A 19,515-nucleotide genomic window follows, 5' to 3' on the forward strand; every position below is an offset into this window, starting at 1 on the left:
GGGTTTGTGATTGCATTCAATGAACGAGCATGTTTAATCACACCGCCAATGAAGTACAACGCCATTTCTGACAAGCCTGCATATTCATCACCAGCGAACAGGTTCTTGCCATCTTTAGAGATTGACATATGAACATGCATACCAGAACCGTTATCGCCAACCATTGGTTTAGGCATAAAGGTTGCTGTTTTAGCGTATTGGTGCGCAACGTTCCAAACTGCATATTTGAACTGTTGAACTTCGTCCGCTTTACGAACCATCGTGTTGAAGCTCACACCAATTTCAAGCTGGCAAGATGCAACTTCGTGGTGATGTACTTCTACACGACCTGGGCCCATGATGTCTTCGATACGCGCACACATATCAGCACGCATGTCATGTGAAGAATCAACAGGAGGAACTGGGAAGTAACCGCCTTTTACGCGTGGACGGTGACCAGAGTTACCTGATTCATAGTCTTTACCAGTAGACCAAGCAGCTTCTTCAGCGATCAATGTGTGGCGCGCGCCAGACATGTCGATGTCCCATTTCACTTCGTCAAATACGAAGAATTCTGGTTCTGGGCCAAAGAATGCAGTATCACCGATACCTGTAGATTTTAAGTATTCTTCTGCACGGCGAGCAATAGAGCGTGGGTCACGTTCATAACCTTGGCCAGTTGATGGCTCGATTACGTCACAAGTCACGACAACTGTAGGTTCTGCGAAGAACGGGTCGATAAAACCTGTTTCAGCATCTGGACGAAGGATCATGTCTGACGCTTCGATACCTTTCCAGCCTGCAATTGAAGACCCATCAAACATTTTACCGTCTTCAAATGTATCTTCGTCAATACTGTCCGCTGGGTAAGTTACGTGTTGCTCTTTACCCTTAGTATCAGTAAAGCGAAAATCGACCCATTTTGCGCTACTTTCTTGGATGAGTTGAAGGACCTTGTTCGCCATGCTCATTTTGCTCCGATGATTTTTTGTTGCACCTGCTAAGTGCGTGTTAGTAGTTGGTGTCTATAAAGCAATTCTCGTACCAACTTTTTAAAAGCAAAGATAAAATACTGAATTCTTTATCAGAATAGAAGATTTAAGCTTTTTGCTTTGTCGCTATTATACTGTGTACAAATGTAAATGCACCATATTCAAACACTCATAATCACATTTACTTGAAAAGCGGCTTTCAGTGTATCAAATTGGTGCGAATTTATTTTTTACTCTATGTAACAACCTGGTTTTACTTGCTGTTTGCCTGAATATTCAACAGTTTCGTTTAAAATAAATTCTTAATAATTTATTCTCTATCATGTTGATGATTTTATTATTAAATATATTCCGCGTTTTCAATTTGATGGTCAACCTCGTTTAAATCAAAAATAAATACTATCTTATTATTATTTATCTATTTTTTATTTTTCTAGCATACAAGTTAAAAATATTTCAAACGATCAAAGTCATGAAACACTCTGCGCTATTTTGGTGACAATATACAAATTCTTATCAGCACAATTTTATGTACTTTTATGAAGCCAAACTTCAATGATGAAAATTCAACCAACATAATACTTACTTATAGATAGTTTATTACAAAAATAAATTAATTATCTTATATTAAGCACTGAAATGAGTATTTTGGTTGTAGCGTATTTTCAAAATGGCATGCCATTATTAACCTCATCTTCAATGAGTTTTCTGCATCATAAAATGCAAATAAATCAGCTTATTCTCATGTAGTGATTTTCACTAAAATCATTATCATAGAAATAGTTCAGCAGAAAATGATTATTTTTTGCTATCATTATTGCCACTCCATTTTTTAGCTGTTTTACTGCCTTGCGTTTAAATTGCACGACGAAGTAAACATCCAAATCATGTGAGTATTCTTGGACTATTCGAGCACATATACGTGCGCAAATTTCAATAGGTTAGCTCATGCTTTTAATGATCGACAACTACGACTCTTTTACCTATAACATCGTGCAGTATTTTGGCGAGTTAAATCAGGAAGTAAAAGTAGTCCGTAATGATGCCGTGACCTTGGAAGATATTGAGCGATGGCAACCAAAATATCTTGTCATTGGTCCTGGCCCCTGTTCACCAAGCGAAGCAGGCATCTCCATTCCTGCGATTCAGCACTTTGCCGGCAAAATCCCTTTATTGGGCGTGTGCCTGGGGCATCAAAGTATTGGTCAAGCTTTTGGTGGAGATGTGATTCGTGCCAAAAAAGTCATGCATGGCCGCTTATCGGACATGTATCACAGCAATAAAGGTATTTTCAGCAATCTGCCTAGTCCGTTTTCTGCAACGCGCTATCACTCTCTGGTGATTGATCAGGCGACGTTGCCAGAATGTCTGGAAGTGACCTGCTGGACCAATGAAGAAGATGGCTCCATGGAAGAAATTATGGGTGTGAAACATAAGACATTGCCTGTCGAGGGCGTGCAGTTCCATCCTGAATCCATTTTAAGTGAGCACGGTCATCAAATCTTTAAAAACTTTTTAGAAATTTACGCATAACGAGCGCGATCAAGATTATGAATATTCAACAAGCTTTAAATAACATCACTAAAAATATCGAACTCACTCAACCGCAAATGGAAGAGGTGATGCGCACCATTATGAATGGTCAAGCCACTGATGCACAGATTGGCGCCTTGATGATGGGACTGCGCTTAAAAGGCGAAAGTATTGATGAAATTACCGCTGCTGCACGCGTAATGCGTGAGTTTGCGATTAAAATTGATGTTAGCGATCTGCCTCATCTGGTGGATATTGTTGGTACAGGGGGTGATGGCCAAAACCTGTTTAACGTATCGACTGCATCCAGTTTTGTCATTGCAGCCGCAGGTGCCACCATTGCCAAACATGGTGGTCGCGGTGTTTCCTCTAAATCCGGCTCATCTGATTTACTTGAACAGGCAGGAATTAACCTTGACCTCAACATGCAACAGACTGAACGCTGCATTCGTGAAATGGGCGTCGGTTTCCTGTTTGCGCCGAATCATCATAAGGCCATGAAATATGCGGCTGGCCCGCGTAAAGAACTCGGCTTCCGCAGTATTTTCAACCTGCTTGGTCCGCTGACCAATCCGGCCGGAGTAAAGCGCTTTGTGATAGGCGTATTTTCCACTGAACTTTGCCGCCCGATGGCTGAAGTGTTGAAACAGCTTGGTGCAGAACACGTGATGGTGGTGCATTCTAAAGATGGCCTGGATGAAATTAGTCTTGCTTCTTCAACCTATGTGGCTGAACTGAAAGATGGTGAAATCATTGAATGGGAAATTCAACCTGAAGCTGTCGATATTGAATCGCAAACTTTGACGGGTTTATCAGTTGATAGCTCAGCTGAAAGCCTGACTCTGATTAAAGATGCCTTAGGCAAGAAAAAATCTGCGATTGGTGAAAAAGCGGCCAATATGGTGGCACTGAATGCCGGTGCGGGCATCTATGTTTCCGGTTTAACCAGCAATTATAAACAAGGTGTGGCATTGGCGCATGACATTATCTACGGCGGTCAGGCTTTAGAAAAAATGGGCATTTTGTCCGAATTCACCAAAACTTTAAAAGAATACGAAGCTTAAGGCAGTAGGACAAAGATCATGGTAGATATCGCAAATACAATTTTAGGCAAAATTGTTGACCGTAAGCAGGAAGAATTTTCTGCCCGTCTTAAGCAACGCAGCTATAAAGATGTAGAAGAACTGGCGCAGGCAGCAACGCCTGTGCGTGGTTTTGCACAAAGCGTCATGTCTAAACGTCCAGGTGTGATTGCAGAAATTAAAAAAGCCTCGCCATCTAAAGGCGTGATTCGTGAAAACTTTAATCCTGCGGAAATTGCCCAGCAGTATGAAGACGCTGGTGCAGCTTGCCTGTCTGTACTGACAGATGTAGACTTTTTCCAGGGTGCGGATGAAAATATCCAGATTGCCCGTTCACACTGTGCCCTGCCCGCATTACGCAAGGATTTTTTGATTGACCCTTATGGGGTGATTGAAGCTCGTGCCCTGCATGCAGACTGTATTCTTTTAATTGTGGCCTGTCTGTCTGACCAGCAACTGGAAGAAATGTCGAAAACAGCATTTGAACATAATCTGGATATACTGGTTGAAGTGCATGATGAAGATGAGCTGGAACGTGCAATGAAGCTCTCAGATCGTTGTCTGTTAGGCGTAAATAACCGTAATTTAAAAACCTTTGATGTTGATTTAAATACATCGCTGCGTTTGAAAAAATTGCTTGAGCCTTCGCGTTTACTGGTTACTGAAAGTGGTATTGCTACACCTGCCGATGTCCACATGATGCAAGAACATGATATTCATGCCTTCCTTGTGGGTGAAAGTTTTATGAAACAGCCTCGTCCAGATTATGCCTTTAGCGCATTATTTGGTCAGCCTGAACTGATTTAGTGAATAACCAAGATTATGAGTAAACATGATTCTTCGCTTTCGAAAGATCAGTACAATTTACTGAAATCTTTTAAAAAGCAAATCACCAATCCGCATTCGACTGCAATTGCCAAACAGCCTGAGCCTAAAGCTCAGGTTCAGCAAGAACAGGAAGATGACTTCGAGCTTTTTCAAAAGCAAATGCAAGGTGTCAAAAAAATGGACACCAGTAATATTGCAAAACTTGAAAAAACATCCAAGAAAAAACCGGATGCACAAACTTTAGCGAAACGTGCAGCGGCGACCGGACCGATGGAAACCGATCAGGCGGAATTGTCGGATACCCAAGCTATGCTTAATCCGGTCGCGAGTCAGGCGACATTAAGCTATCGCATTGCAACGTTGCAGCACAAAGTGTTTGAAGATTTAAAAGCTGGTAACCTGCGCTGGTTTGAAGCGGTCGATCTGCATGGCTGTACCGTAGAAGAAGCCCGTGTTGCAGTGCTCCAGATTATTCAAATGGCCAAAGATGAAAATCAGAATGTCATTAAGATTGTGCATGGCAAAGGTCCGGAAGCCATTTTAAAAACCTATGTCAATGGCTGGTTGCGTCAGCACCGTGATGTTCTAGCCTTTGTTAGTGCACCTGAAAAGCAAGGCGGCACTGGTGCAGTGTTGGTTCTGCTAAAACGTGCAGAAAAGAACCCAAAATTCAAACAGTAATCGGAATTTTTCTCTAAAACAGGGTATTGTAGCGGTTTTCTGCTACAATGCCGTCCTTGTTCAATATCAGTGTAAGTGAACACGTCTTATGTCTATGCAGCAATCCTACGCCAACATTTTAACTGCCGTTGGTGAAGATCTTAATCGTCCTGGTCTTAAAGATACGCCAATGCGTGCTGCTAAAGCTTTTTCGTATTTAACGTCTGGATATAGCAAAACTTTAGAAGAAGTGACCAATAGTGCGGTCTTCCCTTCCGACAACCGTGAAATGGTTTTGGTCAAAAATATCGAATTCTATTCTCTCTGCGAACATCATTTACTACCTTTTTACGGTCGTGTGCATATTGCGTACTTACCTGAAGGCCAGGTTTTGGGTTTATCCAAATTTGCCCGTATTACTGAAATGTTTGCGCGCCGTCTGCAAATTCAGGAAAACCTGACCCAGCAAATTGCTGAAGCGGTGGCTGAAGTGACTAAAGCACGCGGTGTTGCAGTAATGATTGATTCTGCGCATATGTGCATGATGATGCGTGGTGTGGGCAAACAGGAATCGACTACCCGTACGGTGTCTTTTGTGGGGGATTTTAAAACCAATAAAGACGAACGTCGTGAATTCTTGACCGCTTTACCTGAAAGCTATTAAGTTAATACTAAAAAAGCCTCAATCTTTATTGAGGTTTTTTTATGGGTGCTGATATACAGTGAAAAATGCATACTGACTTAATTGAAGTAAATATATTTAAGGATGATTCATGTCGCATATTTTGTTAGCAGGACGAGGCTTAACGCAGGCTGAAAAAGCAATTGATTACCCTCGTCCGGACCGTTTAGTGCAAGGTAATCCTAAACGTGAAACATATAGCCTGTATGAACATCCCCATATGAACTGCGGCATCTGGCAGTGTGAAGTAGGTGCCTGGAATATCCAGTTTGCTGCCAACAAACAGGAATTCTTTCAAATCATTGAAGGTGTCGTTCGCATCCATGACAAAGTGACTGACAGTTATATTGAAGTGACTGCGGGAAATGCAGGCATTATTCCACCTGGCTTCACTGGAACATTTGAAGTCGTTGAAGCAGTGAAAAAATATTTTGTCGTGGTAGAAGCCTAGAACCTGTATATACAGATTTTTCTTTTATATTTTTATAAAAATTTTTAAAGCCGTAGCACACTCATAGGTTCAGTATATATCATTACTCAAGCCATTCTCTCCCGCTCACCATCTGTCTAAGGTGAATGAGCGGAAAAATTTATCCGCTTTTCTTAGGCTATTTACAGCAGCATGATTTTATTAGTCCTGATATGGCACGCAAATTTTGCAAAAGAATGAAGCCAAGCCCTATTTTTAAATATCAAGCAAAATAAGAATGTAGAGCTCGGCTTCAGTAGTTATCCTAGCATTCGCTGTGTTCAATCAATGCAATGTCTGGAGTCGGTAACTCGCTTTGCACCAAATAAACCCGGTTTCGGCCGCTATTTTTAGCTGCATAAAGTGCAGTATCTGCGGCAGCAAGGAATTTTTGATAATCTGGCTGACCATCATAAAGCACACAGCCAATGCTTACGGTAAATCTGAATTGCAGACCCTGAGTGGTGGTGATCATGCCATTTTCCACATATTTACGAATACTTTCTGCAATATGCATGGCACGTTGCGCATCATGATCTACCAGTAACAACAGGAACTCTTCACCGCCCACCCGGAAAGCATAATCACTGCCTTGGCTATATTTTTGTAAGGTTTCAGCAATAAATTTCAGTGCCAAATCCCCGGCAGCATGTCCAAATTTATCATTAATCGATTTAAAGAAATCCGCATCAATCGCAAGCAAAGACAATGACGTGCCATTTTGACGTGAGAAAGTAATTTCACGTGAAATAATGGTATTTAAATAACGACGATTTAACAGTTGGGTCAGTGAATCATTGCCTGATTCGATATACTCAGACACTTGGAACAACTGATCGACCAAGATTTGAATTTCACGGTTTAAATCACGAATCTGCTGAATCAGTCCCAAGATCTCATCTTTTTGCGTGCACTGAATCACGGCAGTATTGAGCTGATCGACCTGATAAATACGGTCAATGATCAATTGCACCTGATCGGAACCGCTAAAAGCATAGGATGCTTTATGAATAAACCACAAACCAAATTCAGATTTAGACAAGATAGGATGATGAAAACCGACATTACCTGAAAAGACTTTAAACATCAGTTCATTTTCCCAATCAAGTAATGAGCTGCGTTGTTTGTCTTTTTGTACTGCTACATCCTGCATTGCGGAGAACAGTCGATAACTGTGTTTAATCTCTTGATTGACTGCCGTTTTGGCTTCGTATGACCGGCACATGATTTCAGTTGAAAAGCCCATGATCTGGACCATGTAACTGCAAACAGTGAACATATCCTGTTGTGGATTTTGAGCCATCAGTTCAAATATTTTGCGCTCAATTTCACATACACCGCGCATGATTAACCAGGATGGAATGCCCACACGCGCATGCACATGACCCACCATGTGCTGTTTTTGTACCGCTTCGCTATAGCGTTTATTAATGCCAACACTAAAGCTCTCCAGCAGCCAAGCATTCAGTGTATTGAGCAAGCGTTGCTGAATCAAATCATCCGAGAAAAATTCTGCGGACTCTTTCTCGACCAGCATTTTTTTATAAAATTCTTCAACCAGAATCAGCGAATGATCTTGTATAAACTGAAAGGCATGCAATAAATCATCTGATGAATAATTCTGACATATATGTTCCCATTGCTCAGCCAGCATGGCCATACATTCATTATTCATATAACTGGTTCCAAGACTTTTTAGGGAGAGGGAGATAATTACGTTATTAATATAACAAATAATGACAATAAATACTGTGTGGACCAAAAGTTGTGTTACATAAATAATGAGTAAAAATAAACATTTATTAGATTTTTTACTCTAAAAGAAGCGTATATATCCCACTCCGGTTTTCATCCAGTCTTTACTGTCTTGCTGTTGATATTGCCAGTTGAAACGAATCGCATTCGGAGGATTGAATACATATTGCAGTTGGGTATTGAGCCGCATTTGCCATTGCTGTGAATCTTCCCAGTACGGTAGCTCTACCTGTATTAAGCTATTGATTTTATCAGACCAGATATTCTGACAGCCTAGCGTAGGCCCGGCTCCAACACGCCAACCTCGATCTAAAGCTTTTCCTGCCTGAAGATGGCCTTGTAATTGGGCATAACATAAATGTTCCCGAGCCTGATCTGCATGGCTATAGCCGGCCTGGATGTTTAAGCGAGCCAGTCCATGCTGCTCGTGTTCACTAAACTGTCCATCCTGTTCTAAAGCTTCCTGTTGCCAACCTAAATTAAAACCCCAACTGAGCGGCGTATTAAATGGTGTAATCGGGTTATAGGAGTTCACCGAAAACAGGTCGAAATGTTCCAGTTTAAGTCGATCTTCACGATATTGCACCGAGCCCTGCAAAAACAATAATTGTGTACCGGTTCGAAAACCGCCTTGTGGATCAATCAGATCATGGTAAGCCTGACGATGTCCCAGCTTGACAAATGACTTGCCTTGCACTTCTCCTGCTTGAATAGAAACATCACGCGCATTGTGGCTTTGGGTCGGATCCGTTTTTGGAGGCTCGGGCGGCTGACGCTGTTTATCAATATTGAGCTGGCTTCTTAAGCCCAATAACTGACGAAAGCGAGGCTGGGCAAAAGAGCGATCAATTTTATGTCTAAGAAAATCCAGATATAAATGATCATAGGCCATTTCCAGCATTTTAGCTTGATCATCTGTTGGATAAGCATTTAACATAGACGGCATAACAGCAATATCGGCATAAGCAAACTGATGGGCAGTTTTAGCCAACGTTTTGCCATGCTGTCTGACCTGGGCCAACAATTGGGTTTCCAAGGCAGGACGATAAATTTTATGCTTGACCAATCCCTGCTGCTCTACAACTTTCAGGGTTTCTATCGGAATTGCAGCGCTATTAAACTGTTTTTGCAAATCAAGTTCGGGACGGACCAGGTCAAACAGCCCGAGTAAACGGTAAGCACAGTTATCATTAATAAAATAATAAGGAAAACTGACTTTCTGCATTTCCCAAAGATGCTGAACCAGAAACTGAGTCTCGTCCGGAGTCAAATTTAGCTCATACTCCCACAAATCGCGACTTTCCAGATCGCCATATTCCTTGACCTTGCGGTAATAAGGCATCAGTGAGTATTCACCGGGATATTGTCCGGTCAAACCTTTCCAGGCAAATGACCAGTTATCATTACTATTCACCGTAGCGGCATAGTTGACGGCATAGGAAATCAGGTTCAACTGCTGCTGGTCTTTGGGATCTAGACGTAATAAGGTATGACCAAACATGGAACTGGGATTGCCCATATAATCCGTCGCATAAACCAAGGTCGCTTTATAGGGTTTGACTTCACTGATCCACTGCTCAAATTCGGGACAGCTTACTGCGGGCAATTGCTGTTCAGACAATTCCAGTTGCTGCATCAGCCAGCGACTACGAGCCGGGAACCGGCACCGCACAGACTGGTTCGGTTCGGATGCTAAAAATAATGCCTTTATGTTCTGCTGCAATTCTTTTTTAAGATTGCTACGCCCCTGCTCGGTGAGAAAAAATCCTGAATACGCAACCTCGCTTTGGCCTTGTGCATTCGCATACATCAAACGTTGCCAGGTACGTGATTGATCTAGCTGTTTGGCTTCCGCCCGAGTTAAATAAGGAGCGATGTCTGGTGTTATTTCGGCTGCATCACTCAAAGGTGCAATAGCTAGTCCAAGCAGTAAAAAAGCATATTTCATTGAGTAGTCTTATTCTCTTTAATTCTTGTATTCATAAGAAAACCCTGCCGGGAAGACAGGGTTTTCAGTCAATGGATCAGATATAGACTTTTAATACATCATCTTTTTCCATAACGGCCTGCAAAGACGCTAAGACTTGAAGAGTATTCTGGTTTTGATCGGAATAGATTTCAGAAAAATTTTGCTTGGATAGCGCAAAAAAGCGTGCTTTATCTTCAGCTTTGATATTTAGCAATTCAGCCAGTACATTCAGGCTTTCACCCTCACCTACCGACATATCACGCGCGAGGGTCTCGGCATTTTCATTGGTAAAAGCCACCACCTGAGCGGTTACTCTTCCACCTTGGCTACATCCTAAAGTACCAAAAGTAATTCCGAGCCATTGGTTAGTAAAAAGAACGTTTGTAGTACCTGCCAGAAGTTTAGGAACGATACCGGATTGGCCTGCCCATACCTGGCTACCAATACCACAACCTACATCATTGTCGGCCATTGCCATACCTGAACCTGTGACCAGTACTGCAGCCAGCATTATTTTCTTCAACATGCTTATTCTCCAATTATTCTCATGCAATCTTTGTTATTACGATTATTACTATTACGTTATTACTTTAGTCATGTAATCTAAATTACATTCTTGCAGAGTAGCGGTAAGTCAAGTGCCGTTCAATGGAAAAAATGTATGTTTTAGCTAAAGATAAACCACTACTATTTTAATGATTTTTCAGAATCCAGCGCCCATCAAAATTACGTTTGCCTAATATTTTCAGAACCAGCACCAGACTGAGCAATAATAGCAAATACCAGGAACCCATCTTGCCCCAGCCCACCATATGCCAGGCATCTACCTGACTGGGATATAACCAGATTTTGTTAAAGGTACTGATGTTTTCTGCAATCCAGATAATAAACGCTAAAATAACCAGTACAGGTAACATCGGCAATTGAATCTGATGTTGCTGCAACTGAAAGCGGATTTTGGTTTTCCAGAAAATCACCCCACTCCAGGCGAAGAGCAACAAACGAATATCGGGAACAAAAAATTTGCTCATGAAATTAATATAGGAAAGTACTGCCAAAGCCAGCATGTTGCTAAAACCCGGCAATTTATCAAATGACACCTGATACAGTCTGAGTGAACGCGCAAAAAAACTGCCCACTGCCGAATACATAAATCCGGCAAATAAGGGCACCGTCATTATTTTAAAAACTGCCGGCTGTGGATATTGCCAGGACGCAATCTCTGGATGAGTCAGAAAAATTTCCATACCCATCGCCATGATATGAAACAAGGCAATCACCTTGGCTTCGGCCCAGGATTCCAGTTTTAAATACAGCAAACAGGCCTGAATGATTAAGGCATAAAACAACAGATAGTCATAACGAAAAAAGCCGTAAAATTCCTGGCTATTCATCGATGCGCTAAGTGCGAAAGCAATCAGCAGTAAAATCCCAAATAAGGCAGCCGAAGCTGCCTTAAATGAGAATTCAAAACATGATTTAAAAAAACTGATCAAGGTTGAATCCTAAAAAATGAGTTGACTCACAATGCATTAAAGATACTTGGCGCTGTATTCATGCACGGTATCAATAAATACTTTAGGATTCGCAGGATCGACCCATTGGGTAATCCCATGGCCCAGATTAGCCACATAACCGGTTTTTTCACCACCGGCATAAGCATCATCCAACATGGCTTTGGTGGCTTTTTCAATGGATGCTGGCGTGCCATATAAAGTTGCAGGATCAAGATTGCCTTGTAAGGCAGCGCGACCGTTGATGGTTTGACGGGCTACATTCAAAGGTGTAGTCCAGTCCAGTCCAAAGGCATCGGCACCGGTTGCCAGCATAGGCTCAAGCCACTGACCGCCGCCTTTGGTAAATAAAATGACCGGAACTTTACGTCCGTCTTTTTCACGTTTTAAACCGGCAACGATTTTTTGCATGTAATTCAGGGAAAATTCGATATATTCACGATGCGCTAATGCACCACCCCAGCTGTCAAAAATCTGTACCGCTTGTGCACCGGCATCAATTTGCGCATTCAGATATTCAATCACCGCAATCGCCAGTCGATCCAGCAAAGCATGCAATACTTCAGGCTGTGCATACATCATCTGTTTGGTATAACGAAAATCCTTACTGGAACCGCCTTCCACCATATAAGTGGCCAGTGTCCACGGGCTGCCGGAAAAACCAATCAACGGCACTTGTCCGCCTAAAGCCGAACGAATGGTGCTTACCGCATTCATCACATAATCAAGATCAGATTTGGCATTGAAATTAGGCAAGTTCGCTACATCTTGTTCATTGCGGATGGTTTTATGGAATTTTGGACCTTCCCCGGCTTCAAAATATAAACCTAGCCCCAAAGCATCGGGCACGGTTAAAATATCTGAAAATAGAATGGCAGCGTCCAAGTCATAACGACGCAAAGGTTGTAAGGTCACTTCGCAGGCAAAATCATTATTTTTGCACAGGGAAAGGAAATCGCCAGCTTTGGCACGTGTTTCGCGATATTCAGGCAAATAACGTCCGGCTTGACGCATCATCCAAACTGGTGTGGTATCTACTGGCTCACGTAATAAGGCGCGTAGAAAACGATCGTTTTTTAGAGTCGTCATGCACTTTCCCATCTCATTTTTAATCTTCGAAACATCATAACAAAAAGGTCGAAAATTTAATAACTTCTATTGCAGCTAAAAATCGATCACGTTAAATGTAAAATATTTTTTACACAAAACAAATACTGCATCTCCTCATTTTTTCTGCAATACTTGTGTAGTTTTGTCACATAGTTAATGAATAATTCTTAAGGTTGAATTACATGTACGTTCGCACATTACTCGCCATGAGTTTAAGTTGCATTTTTGCAGGTACAGCATTTGCCGCATCTACTGCTGAACAACCATTAAATCCTAAAAAGATTGCCAATGTTGCCGTTCAAGATCCGATTGATCCATTGGCAACCGATGCCGCATCTGGTGCTGCAAGCACTGCGAATACGCAGATTACACCACAAGAACAACGTGACCTGAACAAGGCTTCAGAAACCCTGCAGAATCTCCAAAATACTGAAGATGATAGCGCTGCGATTGGTGCTGCACCAACGACAAAGACGCTTAGCCCATCAACAAGTTTGAATCCGGCCGCAGTTAAAGCATCTTGGACCTTGGATGGTCTAAATAATGCGGCATGGTATGACAATATTGGTAAAGGCCAATTCCCGGTTTATGCACGTGCTCATGTGATGTTAAATAATGCTCATGCATCACCAGGGGCGATTGATGGCGCAAGCGGTAAAAATACCCTGAAAGCTATTGCCTCATTCCAGCAAATCAGTGGTCTTAAACCTACAGGTATTTTAACCCAGGAAACTTGGGATGCTTTGGTTGCACGTCAGGGCGCTAAACCTGCATTTGTTGAATACACCATCACAGATGCAGACCTGAAAGGGCCTTACGCAGAAACCATTCCGCACGATTATGCCCTGCAAGCCAAAATGAAAGGCCTGTATTACACTCGTGTCACAGAAATGTTGGGTGAAAAATTCCATATGGATGAAGACTTTTTGAAAAAGTTAAATCCTAAGGCAACCTTCAAAAAAGCCGGCGAGAAAATTATTGTTGCCAATATCCGCAATGAAGTTCCAGAAGATATTCATTTAATTGTGGCGCATAAAGGTGCGAAACAGTTATATCTATTCAACAGTCGTAACCAGATGATTGGCTCATTCCCTGCGACCATTGGTAGTTCGGATACACCTTCTCCAACAGGAACTTATAAAGTCACTGGCGTAGCACCAAATCCTTGGTATAGCTATTCACCAAGCAATTTTGTTCAAGGTAAAAATACTAAACCGCTTTCACTACCACCAGGTCCTAACGGTCCTGTAGGTAATATCTGGATTGGTTTAAGTAAAAAATCCTTTGGTATTCACGGTACGCCAAATCCATCTGCTATTTCTAAAACAGCATCGCATGGTTGTATCCGTTTAACCAACTGGGATGCCAATGATTTGGGTAAGAAAGTGAAATCAGGTGTGACTGTTAAATTCTTAGAATAATCACAGTACGCTGCATCAAGAAAAGCCTGCAATAAATGCAGGTTTTTTTCTTGTACTCTCTTTCAACAAGAACATATTTCATGCAATGATCGTTTCATAAATAGAATGATTTGTTGCCGTTTTAAGATTTCTATGACATTTTTAAACCATTAAAATAAGCTCAAGTTAAAAATAATGATAGGAGCATCAACATGAATGCTTTTTTACATCCGAGTGACAACCGTGGTCATGTCAAAATGGGCTGGCTTGAATCGAAACACAGCTTCTCCTTTGGCAGCTGGTATAATCCAAAACTCATGGGCGTGAGCGCCCTGCGTGTGATTAACGATGATCTGATTGCGGCACATAATGGTTTTGGCACCCACCCACATGACAACATGGAAATCTTAACCTGCGTACTGGATGGCACCATCTCGCATCGCGACAGTATGGGTAATGAAGGACATATTTCTGCGGGTGAATGGCAACTGATGAGTGCCGGAACAGGTGTGCAACACAGTGAAATGAACCAGGGTGATGTTCCGGTTCATCTGCTGCAGATCTGGATTATTCCTGATGAACACAATGCAGAGCCGAGCTATCAACAGGTTAAATGCGACCCACGTGAACAGCCGAACCAATGGCATTTGATTGTTGGACCAAAGGAAAATGCATTAATGCATATTCGCCAGCAAGCCGAAGTCAAAACTGCGCTGATTGAGCAAGGTCAAAGTTTGCCTGTGAAAGCGACTCAACATATCAATTATGTGCATGTGATTTCAGGTAGTGTACAAATTGCCGAGCATACAGTTGAAGCTGGCGGTGCAATTGCATTTCTTGAAGCCAGCCAAATTAAAGCTTTGCAAGATGCACAAGTGATCTGGTTTGATTTACCCGAAGTGCAAGATTAAAGCTATTTTTATTCCTCCCGATCCGAGATGATTATTATCAAATAGTCGTCTCGACTATTTAAGTAAAATAATAAAATAAATACCTTATTCAATTTTAGTTTCTGTTTTAGCCCGCCTCAGATTGATTGATATAAAATATAAATCCAACCAATCAGCAGCACTTTTTTACCCAAATCACCTAATTTTAAGCGATAATCAAGCTTATCTTTTGTATGCAATCACCCCCATAAAAAGTCACTTTAATCAGTTAAGACGGGCCTGGCCGCGTTATTTCAAAAGCTTTAATAAAGTCCCGAACCTTGAAATTGGTTTTTAATAATCAGAAGAGAAAATCCATATGAACCAGATTTTGAATATTGATACCGCTCAACAACAAGCTTTGCTTTTTTTATTAGATTTTTTAAAACAACGCGACTATCAATTTGCGGCCATAACGCCTCTTTCACATCAACGTATTTTGGGCCGAAAAAAGAAAGAAAAAAATACCGTAATTACACTTCGGGATATCTTCGGCTGGAATCTGGCATTTGCCGAAACCGATCTCGATGCAGCGCTTTTTGCAATTCTGAAAGACAATCAGCTCATCCATTTACAGAATAATCGATGGCTAAGTGATGTACGTGTCGCTTCGCTCGATCAGCAATTATTTATTCATTCAAGTTTCCCTACCGTACAACAGGATGCGGTCTTTTTTGGGCCAGATACCTATCGCTTTGTTTATCATCTCAAGCAATATTTAGCAGCTCGACCGCATTCATTTAAACGGGCTGTGGAATTGTGCTGCGGAACTTCAGCGGCTGCAATTCATCTCGCCAAATCTTGCCCTGACCTGGATGAAATCATGGTAGCCGATCTTAATCCCAAGGCACTATTTTATAGTCAAATCAATGCCAGCTTTGCGGGTTCAAATAATATCCATCCGGTTTACAGTAATTTATTTACCCAGCTGGAAGGACAGTTTGATCTTATTTTTGCCAATCCGCCTTATTTAATTGATGCAGATCAGCGGCAATATCGTCATGGCGGTAATCAACTGGATGGCAATGAATTATCCTTTAAAATACTTAAAGAGGGTATTGAGCGACTAAATCCTCAAGGACGTTTATTTTTATATACCGGCGTCGCTATTCGTCCAGATGGTAATCCTTTTGTAGAGCAACTTGAAAAGTTGATGCTGTCTAAATCACACATTAACTGGTGTTATGAAGAAATTGATCCTGATGTTTTTGGTGAAGAGTTGGAGCAGCCTGCTTATCAGCATATAGAACGAATTGCTTTGGTTTTGGTGAAGGTAGAAAATACAGTTGAGCTTAAATAGGAAATTATTTTTTGAATATAGGCACAATTAACAGATATAGATGAGCCAAGGTACTGGTGAAAATCATTAGCCATCGTGAAAGAAATACTGTTTTACAAGTTTAAACATTTAAACCAAATTGCTAAGTTAAATACGCTTGTAAAGCTCCAAACAACTCCTTTTCCTCAATTTTATATGTAATGTTTGATATTCAGGGGATCTCCCTTGAGAAGCCCTGTTGCCTACCAAAAATCTATCTGCAGGATAAGTTTTGTAGCTACAGGTAGGCTTGCTCAGAAGGAATAGCTCAATATTACTTAAAATAATTCAATGGCAATTTCAAATAAGACACACCATTGGCTTCTGGCTCAGGAAACTGCCCCGCTTTCATATTGATCTGAATCGCCGGTAGAATCAGCTTAGGCATACCCAGTCCTGAATCCCGCTGATTTCGCATCTGAGCAAATTCAGCTTTACTGATTCCCTGATGAATATGAATATTCTGTGTTTTTTGTGTCTGTATATCAGATTCACACACATACGATTCACGTGTTTCAGGCAAATAGTCATGACATAAAAAGACCCGGGTATCTTCTGGTAATTGAAACAGGTTTTGCACCGAATCATAAAGCTGTTCTGCACTGCCCCGCGGGAAGTCACAACGTGCTGTACCATAATCTGGCATAAACAGGGTATCACCCACAAAAACCGCATCACCAATCACATAACTCAGACAAGCAGGCGTATGTCCCGGTGTAGGAATGTTATAGGCTTTCAATGTTCCGATTTGAAACGACTCATGATCTTCAAATAAATAATCAAAAAGCTGCTGGGCATTCCATTGTTTAATATCCAGATGATAAATCGCACCAAAGGTTTCCTGTACCACGGAAATCTTCTGGCTCATGGCAATCTTGCCACCCAATTCTTCTTTGAGATATTGCGCAGCAGTTAGATGATCGGCATGGACATGGGTTTCCAGAATCCACTCAACCGTTAAACCCTGCTCTTTAATATAGGCAATAATTTTATCGGCATGAATAGTTGAGGTACTTGCCGATGCCGGATCATAATCCAAAACGCTATCAATAATGGCGCAGGCTTTGGTCGCAGGATCACGTACAACATAACTGAAGGTATTGGTATCTTCGTGAAAAAAATCTTTTACTATAGGTAAATTTGACATCGTTAAGCTCCTGACCATTTACGGTGAATCCAAACACCCACCAGCATTGCTACAACAAAATAGAGCACTTGATAGTGGCCCAAACCGATCAAGGTAAAACTTGGTGCCGGACAGATACCGGCAATACCCCAACCTGCACCAAATAAAACCGCACCCGTAATCAGTTTCTTATCTATCTGATTATTTTTAGGCAAATCAATAGGCTCATTAAATACTGTTTTCGGTTGAGCCGCACGTACCGCTTTCTGAAAGGGGATAAAGGCCACCGCAATCGCGCCCATCATGACAAAGGCCAGACTGGCATCCCAATCACCAAACAGATCCAGAAAGTCGAGTACTTTTTCAGGATTGGACATGCCCGATACCATCAGACCTACAGAGAACAGAGCACCAAATAAAAAGGCAAACACATTTTTCATTTTAGAATGCTCCTGTGATATGACGGATAATATAAACGGTGACAAAACCTGCAAACATAAAAGTCATGGTTGCGACAATAGAACGCTTAGACAGGCGACTGATGCCACAAATTCCGTGACCACTGGTACAACCCGAGCCCAAACGCGTCCCAAAGCCTACTAGCAGACCTGCCACAATCATCATCAATGGGCTGGCATTCAATTCAATTTCAGGTTGTACAAACAGGCCATAAATAAATGGCGTGAGGATCAGGCCTGACAAAAACCAGATCGCAGGCGTTTTAAACATGGTTTTTGAGTTTAATACCTGCCCAACCAAACCACTGATTCCTGCAATACGGCCATTGACGTAAAGATAGCCAACCACGGAAAGTCCGAGCATTAAGCCGCCAATAAATGCGATGAGGAAGTCATGCATGATGAATCAATCCCTATACAATATACTTTTTTATATTATATAATAAAAAATATTAATCAAGCAGTTTTATGGTAAATTATGTGAACTGCATGGACTACATTAAAAATTTTGAGGACATTTATGGATATGATTGCTGCAAATGCCAAAATTGATTTTTCACAAGTCGATTTCGTCAGCCAATGCCTGAAAGTTTTGGCCAATCCTGACCGTCTGAAAATCTTATGTGTCCTGGTCGACGGGGAAATGAATGTTCAGGAAATTGAAGAATCTACCGATATTCATCAACCTACACTTTCACAACAGCTGACCGTATTGCGTAAGGCCGACATGGTCGGCACCCGACGTGAGGGTAAACAGATTTTCTATCGTCTGAGTGATCCCAAGGTCTTGAGCCTGATGCAAAAGCTGTATGAGCTGTATTGCGCCTAGTCCTCCTCTTAATGCAGCCAAAAAGAAATGATCAGGAACAGTCCGCTAAAAGCAGTAAACAGGTTTAGCCATACGGGATGTTGGGTGTAATAACCCTCAATAAATTCCGGCGGTCGCAGTGACGCCAATCCGCGCCGATATTGTAGAATTGAGGCGAAATTTACCAACATACCGAATACAATCACCGCAATTCCCAGCCATTGTGAATAAGCTATTTTTTGCGCATAAGCATCTGGGTCAACCAGTTGTACTAACAGGTTAGATTTTTCAATCACAAACCCAAATGCAATTAATGCCAAACCACTCCGGTTCCATGCCAGAGCAGTTCGTTCCAAAGCAAACAGTACCCGTGGATCATCCAAATTTGACATATCTTATCCGCTCTTCATACTTAGCCTATCCACTAATGTAAATGTGGACCTCAACCCTGTATAGAAGTTCTAATTAAAAAATAACTTTTTCTAACATGTAGTTAAAATCTTATTTTTCAAAAAATTCTTTAACGTCCACCGCCAAGCCTTGAGTGGATTTAAATTCACCCCGGTTATTTTTCCAAGCCATCGACGGTGTGGAGAAAAAGCTGTATTTCCCGATCAAGGCCTGATTGGCATCAATTTTGGCAGCAATTTCTGCAGGAATCTTTTCCATTTTCTTGAGCTGCTTTTTGCCTTTATTCTTGTTCATATCGTTAAAAACTGCCGCTGGATCTTTCAACATTAACAATGTTGCCACCTGACCACGGCTTTCTTCACGGATCACACCGATCTGAATATGACGCAACTGTGCCTTGCCTGATTCGACTCAAGGCCGGGCCGCTTGCCAGAATTTATAGCAACATGGACAACTGGGACCGGAAAAGACATAAACCAACCGTGGTGCATC

20 protein-coding genes and 1 pseudogene are annotated in these 19,515 nt (G+C 41.6%); 10 read left to right on the forward strand and 11 right to left on the reverse strand.

Annotated elements, in window-relative coordinates; all coding sequences use genetic code 11:
* The coding region (locus B2Y23_RS04425; RefSeq protein ID WP_291369268.1) for a glutamine synthetase beta-grasp domain-containing protein at nt 1-950 on the reverse strand (950 nt) is incomplete at its 3' end.
* A gap of 969 nt (nt 951-1,919) precedes the next feature.
* On the opposite strand from B2Y23_RS04425, the gene B2Y23_RS04430 reads away from it, so the two are divergent.
* The 6 genes from B2Y23_RS04430 to B2Y23_RS04455 all read left to right on the forward strand — a co-directional run bounded on the left by B2Y23_RS04430 (nt 1,920) and on the right by B2Y23_RS04455 (nt 6,207).
* Entirely contained in the window at nt 1,920-2,504 is a 585-nt protein-coding gene (locus B2Y23_RS04430; protein ID WP_131273239.1) for an anthranilate synthase component II, read from the forward strand.
* Between the two features lie 17 nt (nt 2,505-2,521).
* A complete protein-coding gene (gene trpD / locus B2Y23_RS04435) occupies nt 2,522-3,568 on the forward strand; it encodes an anthranilate phosphoribosyltransferase (protein ID WP_291369271.1) in 1,047 nt (348 codons plus the stop codon).
* A gap of 18 nt (nt 3,569-3,586) precedes the next feature.
* Complete coding sequence (gene trpC / locus B2Y23_RS04440; RefSeq protein WP_291369273.1) at nt 3,587-4,393, forward strand: indole-3-glycerol phosphate synthase TrpC; 807 nt, start codon at nt 3,587-3,589, stop codon at nt 4,391-4,393.
* A gap of 15 nt (nt 4,394-4,408) precedes the next feature.
* Nucleotides 4,409-5,095 (forward strand): Smr/MutS family protein, encoded by a 687-nt coding sequence (locus B2Y23_RS04445; RefSeq protein ID WP_291356084.1) that lies wholly within the window; start codon nt 4,409-4,411, stop codon nt 5,093-5,095.
* Nucleotides 5,096-5,189: 94 nt separating this feature from the next.
* A complete protein-coding gene (gene folE, locus B2Y23_RS04450; RefSeq protein ID WP_291356291.1) occupies nt 5,190-5,738 on the forward strand; it encodes a GTP cyclohydrolase I FolE in 549 nt (182 codons plus the stop codon).
* 109 nt (nt 5,739-5,847) lie between these two features.
* Nucleotides 5,848-6,207 (forward strand): cupin domain-containing protein, encoded by a 360-nt coding sequence (locus B2Y23_RS04455; protein WP_291356086.1) that lies wholly within the window; start codon nt 5,848-5,850, stop codon nt 6,205-6,207.
* Nucleotides 6,208-6,490: 283 nt separating this feature from the next.
* Here B2Y23_RS04455 and B2Y23_RS04460 read toward each other — a convergent pair whose 3' ends face one another.
* The 5 genes from B2Y23_RS04460 to hemE all read right to left on the reverse strand — a co-directional run bounded on the left by B2Y23_RS04460 (nt 6,491) and on the right by hemE (nt 12,552).
* Nucleotides 6,491-7,900: a diguanylate cyclase gene (locus B2Y23_RS04460; protein ID WP_291369275.1), complete on the reverse strand. Its 1,410-nt coding sequence runs from the start codon at nt 7,898-7,900 to the stop codon at nt 6,491-6,493.
* A gap of 141 nt (nt 7,901-8,041) precedes the next feature.
* The gene (locus B2Y23_RS04465; protein WP_291369277.1) at nt 8,042-9,928 is read right to left on the reverse strand and encodes a DUF4105 domain-containing protein; all 1,887 of its coding nucleotides are present in this window, start codon (nt 9,926-9,928) and stop codon (nt 8,042-8,044) included.
* A 76-nt stretch (nt 9,929-10,004) separates the two neighbouring features.
* Nucleotides 10,005-10,475 (reverse strand): DUF3015 family protein, encoded by a 471-nt coding sequence (locus tag B2Y23_RS04470; protein ID WP_291356091.1) that lies wholly within the window; start codon nt 10,473-10,475, stop codon nt 10,005-10,007.
* 166 nt (nt 10,476-10,641) lie between these two features.
* Nucleotides 10,642-11,442 (reverse strand): DUF817 family protein, encoded by an 801-nt coding sequence (locus B2Y23_RS04475; RefSeq protein ID WP_291356293.1) that lies wholly within the window; start codon nt 11,440-11,442, stop codon nt 10,642-10,644.
* Between the two features lie 39 nt (nt 11,443-11,481).
* Complete coding sequence (gene hemE, locus B2Y23_RS04480; RefSeq protein WP_291369279.1) at nt 11,482-12,552, reverse strand: uroporphyrinogen decarboxylase; 1,071 nt, start codon at nt 12,550-12,552, stop codon at nt 11,482-11,484.
* A 203-nt stretch (nt 12,553-12,755) separates the two neighbouring features.
* On the opposite strand from hemE, the gene B2Y23_RS04485 reads away from it, so the two are divergent.
* The 3 genes from B2Y23_RS04485 (at nt 12,756) to B2Y23_RS04495 (ending at nt 16,202) form a co-directional block, all read left to right on the forward strand.
* The gene (locus tag B2Y23_RS04485) at nt 12,756-13,994 is read left to right on the forward strand and encodes a L,D-transpeptidase family protein (RefSeq protein WP_291369281.1); all 1,239 of its coding nucleotides are present in this window, start codon (nt 12,756-12,758) and stop codon (nt 13,992-13,994) included.
* Nucleotides 13,995-14,185: 191 nt separating this feature from the next.
* Entirely contained in the window at nt 14,186-14,884 is a 699-nt protein-coding gene (locus tag B2Y23_RS04490) for a pirin family protein (RefSeq protein ID WP_291369283.1), read from the forward strand.
* 337 nt (nt 14,885-15,221) lie between these two features.
* Nucleotides 15,222-16,202, forward strand: coding sequence for a class I SAM-dependent methyltransferase (locus B2Y23_RS04495; RefSeq protein ID WP_291369285.1), 981 nt, complete (start codon nt 15,222-15,224; stop codon nt 16,200-16,202).
* Between the two features lie 292 nt (nt 16,203-16,494).
* On the opposite strand, the gene B2Y23_RS04500 is transcribed toward B2Y23_RS04495, so the two are convergent.
* The 3 genes from B2Y23_RS04500 to B2Y23_RS04510 are packed head-to-tail and all read right to left on the reverse strand — an operon-like array spanning nt 16,495 to nt 18,204.
* A complete protein-coding gene (locus tag B2Y23_RS04500) occupies nt 16,495-17,367 on the reverse strand; it encodes an MBL fold metallo-hydrolase (RefSeq protein ID WP_291369287.1) in 873 nt (290 codons plus the stop codon).
* Between the two features lie 2 nt (nt 17,368-17,369).
* Nucleotides 17,370-17,786: a DUF6691 family protein gene (locus B2Y23_RS04505; RefSeq protein ID WP_291369290.1), complete on the reverse strand. Its 417-nt coding sequence runs from the start codon at nt 17,784-17,786 to the stop codon at nt 17,370-17,372.
* 1 nt (nt 17,787) lies between these two features.
* Nucleotides 17,788-18,204, reverse strand: coding sequence for a YeeE/YedE family protein (locus B2Y23_RS04510; RefSeq protein ID WP_291369292.1), 417 nt, complete (start codon nt 18,202-18,204; stop codon nt 17,788-17,790).
* A gap of 120 nt (nt 18,205-18,324) precedes the next feature.
* On the opposite strand from B2Y23_RS04510, the gene B2Y23_RS04515 reads away from it, so the two are divergent.
* Nucleotides 18,325-18,633, forward strand: coding sequence for an ArsR/SmtB family transcription factor (locus B2Y23_RS04515; RefSeq protein WP_291369294.1), 309 nt, complete (start codon nt 18,325-18,327; stop codon nt 18,631-18,633).
* A gap of 8 nt (nt 18,634-18,641) precedes the next feature.
* Here the strand turns inward: B2Y23_RS04515 and B2Y23_RS04520 are convergent, their stop codons facing one another.
* Both B2Y23_RS04520 and dsbG read right to left on the reverse strand, forming a co-directional pair.
* Nucleotides 18,642-19,004 (reverse strand): YidH family protein, encoded by a 363-nt coding sequence (locus tag B2Y23_RS04520; protein WP_291369296.1) that lies wholly within the window; start codon nt 19,002-19,004, stop codon nt 18,642-18,644.
* A 109-nt stretch (nt 19,005-19,113) separates the two neighbouring features.
* A pseudogene (gene dsbG, locus B2Y23_RS04525) lies at nt 19,114-19,515 on the reverse strand (thiol:disulfide interchange protein DsbG); the annotation flags it as partial.

It is taken from the genome of Acinetobacter sp. UBA5934 (assembly GCF_002430855.1).
In the GTDB taxonomy this organism is placed as follows: domain Bacteria; phylum Pseudomonadota; class Gammaproteobacteria; order Pseudomonadales; family Moraxellaceae; genus Acinetobacter.